We start from the raw sequence: 6,000 nt of genomic DNA on the forward strand, positions 1-6,000 counted from the left end.
GGGAGAGGCTATGGCCTATGGAGTGAAATTGAAGATATGGGGTGACCGCGCCTGCTTCACCCGGCCCGAGATGAAGGTGGAGCGTGTGAGTTACGACGCCATCACCCCTTCCGCCGCCCGCGGCATCCTGGATGCGATCCACTGGAAGCCCGCCATCCGCTGGTCCATCGACCGCATTCACGTGCTCAAGCCCATCCGCTTCGAGTCCATCCGGCGCAACGAAGTGGGGGGCAAGCTCTCCCCCGCCAGCGTCGCCAAGGCCATGAAGGCTGGCACGCCGGCCGGCCTGGCGAACTACGTTGATGAAGACCGCCAGCAGCGCGCCGCGACCATCCTGCGCGATGTGGCCTATGTGATCGAAGCGCACTTCGAGCTGACGGCCAAGGCCGGGCCCGACGATTCGGTGGGCAAGCATCTGGATATCTTCAATCGCCGTGCCCGCAAGGGGCAGTGCTTTCAGCAGCCGTGCATGGGCGTGCGGGAGTTCCCGGCCAGCTTTGCGCTGCTGGAAGAAGGCGACCCGATACCGTCTCCGCATGAAAGCCTGCTGGAGCCACGCGATCTGGGCTGGACGCTGCACGACATCGATTTCGACCGCGGCATGGCGCCCCGCTTCTTCCGGGCGCAGATGGTGGGCGGCGTGATCGAGGTGCCGCCCTGGCACAGCGAGGAGGTGAAATCATGATCCTGCAGGCCCTGGCCACCTACTACCAGCGCCTGCTGGCCCGCGGTGAGGAGGGTCTCTCGCCCTTCGGCTACAGCCCCGAGAAGATCAGCTACGAAATCCTGCTGGCGCCCGATGGCCGCGTGGTGGATGTGAACGACATCCGCGACACCTCGGGCAAGAAGCCCCTGCCGCGCCTGATGAACGTGCCGCAGCCGGAAAAGCGCACGGTGGGCATCAAGTCGAACTTTCTCTGGGACAAGACCAGCTACGTGCTGGGCGCCAGCGCCACCAGCAAACGCGCGGACAAGGAGCACGAAGCCTTCAAGGCGCTGCACCAGCAAAGCCTGGCGGGCACTGACGACGCAGGGCTCAAGGCATTCCTCGCCTTCCTGTCGAGTTGGAGCCCCGAGCGCTTCGCCGCTGCGCCGTTCACGGAAGAGATGCTGGATACCAATGTGGTCTTCCGGCTGGATGGCGAGAAAGCCTATCTGCACGAACGCCCGGCTGCGCAGAAGGTGCGAGCGACACTTCTTGCCTCACAGGAAGAAGACGCCTTGCTTGGAACATGTTTGGTGACTGGGGAACGGGCCACACTTGCACGCTTGCATGCGTCAATTAAGGGCGTTCTCGGATCTCAGACAAATGGTGCGTCCATAGCGTCGTTCAACGACGATGCTTATCTGTCTTACCGAGGATCCAACCTCAAGGCTTTGTCCGCAAAGAAAGAGAACAACACAGGTGCAAATGCTCCTATCTCCGTTCAAGCCGCTTTCGCATACACCACTGTACTCAACCATCTGCTGCGCCGAGGCGATAACAATCGCCAGCGGCTTCAGATGGGCGATGCCACCGTGGTGTTCTGGGCCGAGGCCGCCAGCGAAGATGAAGCGCAGGCCGCTGAATCCTTATTGACCGCCACCTGGGAATGGGACGAAGCCCCGACGGACGCGCAGGAGTCCGGCGCGCTGCGCCTCGCACTTGAAAAGCTCGTCCTAGGCCGGCCGCTGCGCGAAATAGACCCACGCCTCAGCGAGACCACACGCATCTACGTACTTGGCCTCGCGCCCAACGCATCGCGCCTCTCCATCCGATTCTGGACGGCGAACACGCTGGGAGCCTTGGCGCAAAACGTGGCCTGGCATGCGCGCGACTTGAGTCTTCAACCTGCACGCTGGAAGGTCATGCCATCGCTGTGGCGTCTGGTGCTGGCCACCGCCCCGTCACGAGACGGCCGCGCCAAAGCCGAAGACGTGCCGCCGCAATTGGCCGGAGAACTGATGCGATCCATCCTGCAAGGCCACCGCTACCCCGGAAGCCTACTGGCCAACACGCTGATGCGTATGCGCGCCGACGGCGACCTGTCGGAGGTACGCGTAGCGATCTGCAAGGCTGTATTGGCACGCTCCGGGCGGCTTGCCGAAGCTACCGCAACAAACAACGTCACAGAGGAGGTTCCCGTGAGTCTCGACAAGCAATCCACCAACCCGGGCTACCGGCTGGGCCGCCTCTTCGCGGTGCTGGAGGCGGTGCAGCGCAGCGCCCTGGGCGGCCAGGTCAACGCCACCATCCGCGACCGCTACTACGGCGCCGCATCGGCCACTCCCGCATCAGTCTTCCCCGTGCTGCTGCGCAACACCCAGAACCACCTGGGCAAGCTGCGCAAGGACAAGCCCGGCCTGGCCGTGAACCTGGAAAAAGACATCCGCGAGATCGTCGATGGCCTGCCGGAGCAGTTCCCCCGCAGCCTGCGCATCGAGGACCAGGGCCGCTTCGCCATCGGCTACTACCACCAGTCCCAAAACCGCTTCATGAAGGGCGAAGACAGCACCGCCACCGATTCCAACGCAGACACCACCGAGGGAGCCTCCGCATGACCGCCATCGCCCACCGCTACGAATTCGTCTATCTGTTCGACATCACCAACGGCAACCCCAACGGCGACCCGGACGCCGGCAACCTGCCACGCCTGGACCCGGAAACCAACCGCGGGCTGGTGACCGATGTGTGCCTCAAGCGCAAGATCCGCAACTTCGTGAGCCTGGACAAGGAAGACACGCCCGGCCATGCGATCTACATGCAGGAAAAGGCCGTGCTCAACCAGCAGCACCAGAAGGCGTGGGAAGCGCTCGGCATTCCGCCCGATGCCAAGGAGCAGTTCAAGAAGCTGCCCAAGGACGAAGCCAAGGCCCGCGAGATCACCGCCTGGATGTGCGCCAACTTCTTCGACGTGCGCACCTTCGGCGCCGTGATGACCACGGGCGTGAACGCCGGCCAGGTGCGTGGCCCCGTGCAGATGGCCTTCGCCACCTCCATCGACCCGGTGGTGCCGCTGGAGATCTCCATCACCCGCATGGCCGTCACCACCGAGAAAGAGGCCGAAGCCCAGAGCGGCGACAACCGCACCATGGGCCGCAAGCACATCATTCCCTATGGCCTCTACCGTGCCCACGGCTTCATCTCGGCCAAGCTGGCCGAGCGCACGGGCTTCTCGCCGGCGGACCTGGATCTCTTCTGGAACGCGCTCCTCAACATGTTCGAGCACGACCGCTCCGCCGCACGCGGCGAGATGGCAGCGCGCAAGCTCATCGTCTTCGAGCACGAAAGCGCCATGGGCAACGCGCCCGCGCATGTGCTGTTCGATGCCGTGAAGGTCGAGCGCTCGCAGCCCGAAGCGGACGCCGCCGCACCGCGCCGTTTCGCGGACTACCGCGTCAGCATCGACCATGCCGCCATTCCTGCGGGCGTGTCGGTCCGCGAACGCCTCTGACCCCAAGGCCGCCAGGAACCGGAGCAGACGCCATGGATGGGGACGAGGACTATCTGCCCCTTTCGGCCCTGCAGCACTACCTCTACTGCCCGCGCCAATGCGCGCTCATCCATGTGGAGCAGCAGTGGGCCGAAAGCCGTCACACGGCCGAGGGCCGGGTACTGCACGAACAGGCCGACAAGCCGCGCGGCGAACGCCGCCGCGGCGTGCGCACCATCACGGCGCTGCCCCTGGCACATGCCGGCCTGCGCCTCGGCGGCATTGCCGACGTGGTGGAGCTGCATGATGGGCCCGACGGTGAACAAGCCTTCCCGGTCGAATACAAGCGCGGCCGGCCCAAGGCCCACCGGGCGGACGAGGTGCAGCTGTGCAGCCAGGCCCTCTGCCTGGAAGACATGCTGGACCAGCCCGTGCCGCAAGGCGCACTCTTCTACGGCGCCACCCGCCGCCGCACCGACGTGGTGTTCGACGCCGAACTGCGCCGCCTGACGCTGGACACCATCGCCGCCACCCGGGCCATGCTGGATGCCGGCATCACCCCGACGGCCGAATACAGCGCCCGGCGCTGCGACGCCTGCTCGCTCATCGATCTATGCCAGCCCCGGCTGCTGCAGCGCCGCACCGGCGTCAATGCCTGGCTGGCGCGGCAGCTCAAGAGCGATCGCAACGACAACGGCAACCATGAAGGCGGCGAGGAGCGCGGCACATGCGACGGCAACTGAACACGCTCTACGTCACCACCGAGGGCGCCTGGCTGCACAAGGACGGCGCCAATATCGTCATGGAGGTCGAGCAGCAGGTGCGCGCCCGTCTGCCCGTCCACATGCTGGAAAGCCTGGTGTGCTTCGGCAGGGTGCTGGTGTCGCCGCCGCTGCTGGGCTACTGCGCGGAGCAAGGCATCACCACCTGCTTTCTCACGCCGAACGGCAAGTTCCTGGCCCGCGTGGAAGGCCCTGTCTCCGGCAACGTGCTGCTGCGCCGGCAGCAGTACCGTGCCAGCGACGACCCGGCCCGGTGCTCTGCCATCGTCTGCAACCTGCTGCAGGGCAAGCTGCACAACCAGCGCGCCGTGCTGGGCCGGGCGCTGCGCGATCACGGCGGCAAGCTGGAGGCCGAGAACGAAGCCGCGCTGCAGCACGCCCACACCCGGCTGGAACGCATCGCGCGCCAGCTGTCGCCCGAGCAGTCCGTGGATCTGCTGCGCGGCTACGAAGGCGAAGCGGCTCAGGCGTACTTCGGCGTCTTCGACCATCTGGTGCGCGCGCAGGAGCCCGCCATGCGCTTCACCGGCCGCAGCCGCAGGCCGCCACTCGATGCCGTCAACGCACTGCTATCGTTTCTGTACACCCTGGTCACGCACGACTGCCGCTCCGCGCTGGAAAGCGTGGGGCTGGACCCCGCTGTGGGTTTTCTGCACCGCGACCGCCCCGGCCGGCCCAGCCTGGCGCTGGACCTGCTGGAAGAATTCCGCCCCCTGATGGCCGACCGCCTGGCCCTGTCGCTCATCAACCTGAGGCAGATCGGCGAACGCGATTTCCAGACCCTGGACAACGGCGCCGTGCTGCTGCGCGAGGAATCCCGCAAGACCGTCCTCACCGCGTACCAGGAGCGCAAGCGCGAAGAGCTGCGGCACGTGTTCCTGGAAGAAAAAGCGCCCATCGGCCTGTTCCCGTTCATCCAGGCCCAACTGCTCGCTCGCCATCTGCGCGGCGACCTGGACGCCTACCCACCGTTCCTCTGGAAGTAGCAAGAAGAAGGAAAGCGACGCGCCATGATGGTCCTGGTGAGCTACGACGTCCGATCGCAAGACAAAGCCGGTGCCCGCCGCCTGCGCCAGATCGCCAAGGCCTGCCTGGACTTCGGCCAGCGCGTACAGTTCTCCGTCTTCGAGATCGAGGTGGATACTGCCCAGTGGGTCGCGCTGAAAGCCCGCCTGACCCAGATCATCGACCCCAGCCAGGACAGCCTGCGCTTCTACTATTTGGGCCAGCACTGGCAAAGCAAAGTCGAGCACGTCGGCGCCAAGCCGGTGCTGGACCTCAACGGCCCGCTGGTTCTCTGACAACCTATCCCCAGCGCCTGCGAACCGGAAGCGACTGCCGCCTTCCAGGCGCGGTTCGCAGAGCGGTAACTCCTTGATTTCCCGAAGAATCTCGATCGACAGCGCCGGCCTTCGCCGAAAGCAGAGGCAAGGTCGCTCCGGTTCGCTGAAAAGCGGGGATTTAGCGAATGAACGCGGGCAGTTATAAAGACGCGGGTCGCGCCCCGTGCGGGCGCGTGGGTTGAAACCGACCGGGATGCGTCAGCACGGCGGCCGGCGCATACGGTCGCGCCCCGTGCGGGCGCGTGGGTTGAAACTTGGTTGGAGAGCCAGCGGCCTTCGCCCCTGCACCGGTCGCGCCCCGTGCGGGCGCGTGGGTTGAAACGATCCTGTCTGGCGCAACGATCCCGCGGCAGTGGGTCGCGCCCCGTGCGGGCGCGTGGGTTGAAACGTTCGGGCAGCCCAACCCGGCCAGCAGCGTGCGCGGGTCGCGCCCCGTGCGGGCGCGTGGGTTGAAACGGACAA

6 protein-coding genes and 1 CRISPR repeat array are annotated in these 6,000 nt (G+C 65.8%); all 6 genes read left to right on the forward strand.

The window, feature by feature from the left end; translation table 11 throughout:
* The first annotated feature begins 10 nt into the window (after positions 1–10).
* From cas5c to cas2, 6 genes are read left to right on the forward strand one after another with little or no spacing between them, the layout of a single operon-like run.
* Positions 11–685 (forward strand): type I-C CRISPR-associated protein Cas5c, encoded by a 675-nt coding sequence (gene cas5c, locus BM070_RS06190; protein WP_092938603.1) that lies wholly within the window; start codon positions 11–13, stop codon positions 683–685.
* Positions 682–2,541 (forward strand): type I-C CRISPR-associated protein Cas8c/Csd1, encoded by a 1,860-nt coding sequence (gene cas8c / locus BM070_RS06195; RefSeq protein ID WP_092938605.1) that lies wholly within the window; start codon positions 682–684, stop codon positions 2,539–2,541. Before cas5c ends, cas8c begins: the two co-directional genes overlap by 4 nt.
* A complete protein-coding gene (gene cas7c, locus BM070_RS06200) occupies positions 2,538–3,434 on the forward strand; it encodes a type I-C CRISPR-associated protein Cas7/Csd2 (protein ID WP_092938607.1) in 897 nt (298 codons plus the stop codon). The genes cas8c and cas7c overlap by 4 nt, the downstream gene beginning before the upstream one ends.
* Positions 3,435–3,466: 32 nt before the next feature.
* Positions 3,467–4,156 (forward strand): CRISPR-associated protein Cas4, encoded by a 690-nt coding sequence (gene cas4 / locus BM070_RS06205; RefSeq protein ID WP_092938609.1) that lies wholly within the window; start codon positions 3,467–3,469, stop codon positions 4,154–4,156.
* Positions 4,141–5,181 carry a type I-C CRISPR-associated endonuclease Cas1c gene (gene cas1c, locus BM070_RS06210; RefSeq protein ID WP_092938611.1) on the forward strand — a complete coding sequence of 347 codons (1,041 nt, stop codon included), beginning with the start codon at positions 4,141–4,143 and terminating at the stop codon, positions 5,179–5,181. Before cas4 ends, cas1c begins: the two co-directional genes overlap by 16 nt.
* 24 nt (positions 5,182–5,205) lie before the next feature.
* Positions 5,206–5,496 carry a CRISPR-associated endonuclease Cas2 gene (cas2, locus tag BM070_RS06215; RefSeq protein WP_092938614.1) on the forward strand — a complete coding sequence of 97 codons (291 nt, stop codon included), beginning with the start codon at positions 5,206–5,208 and terminating at the stop codon, positions 5,494–5,496.
* 194 nt (positions 5,497–5,690) lie between these two features.
* A CRISPR array of direct repeats spans positions 5,691–5,994; the repeat unit is 33 nt; unit sequence GGTCGCGCCCCGTGCGGGCGCGTGGGTTGAAAC.
* Positions 5,995–6,000: the final 6 nt, after the last annotated feature.

Origin of the sequence: Paracidovorax wautersii (assembly GCF_900113035.1) — a bacterium.
Taxonomy (GTDB): domain Bacteria; phylum Pseudomonadota; class Gammaproteobacteria; order Burkholderiales; family Burkholderiaceae_C; genus Paracidovorax; species Paracidovorax wautersii.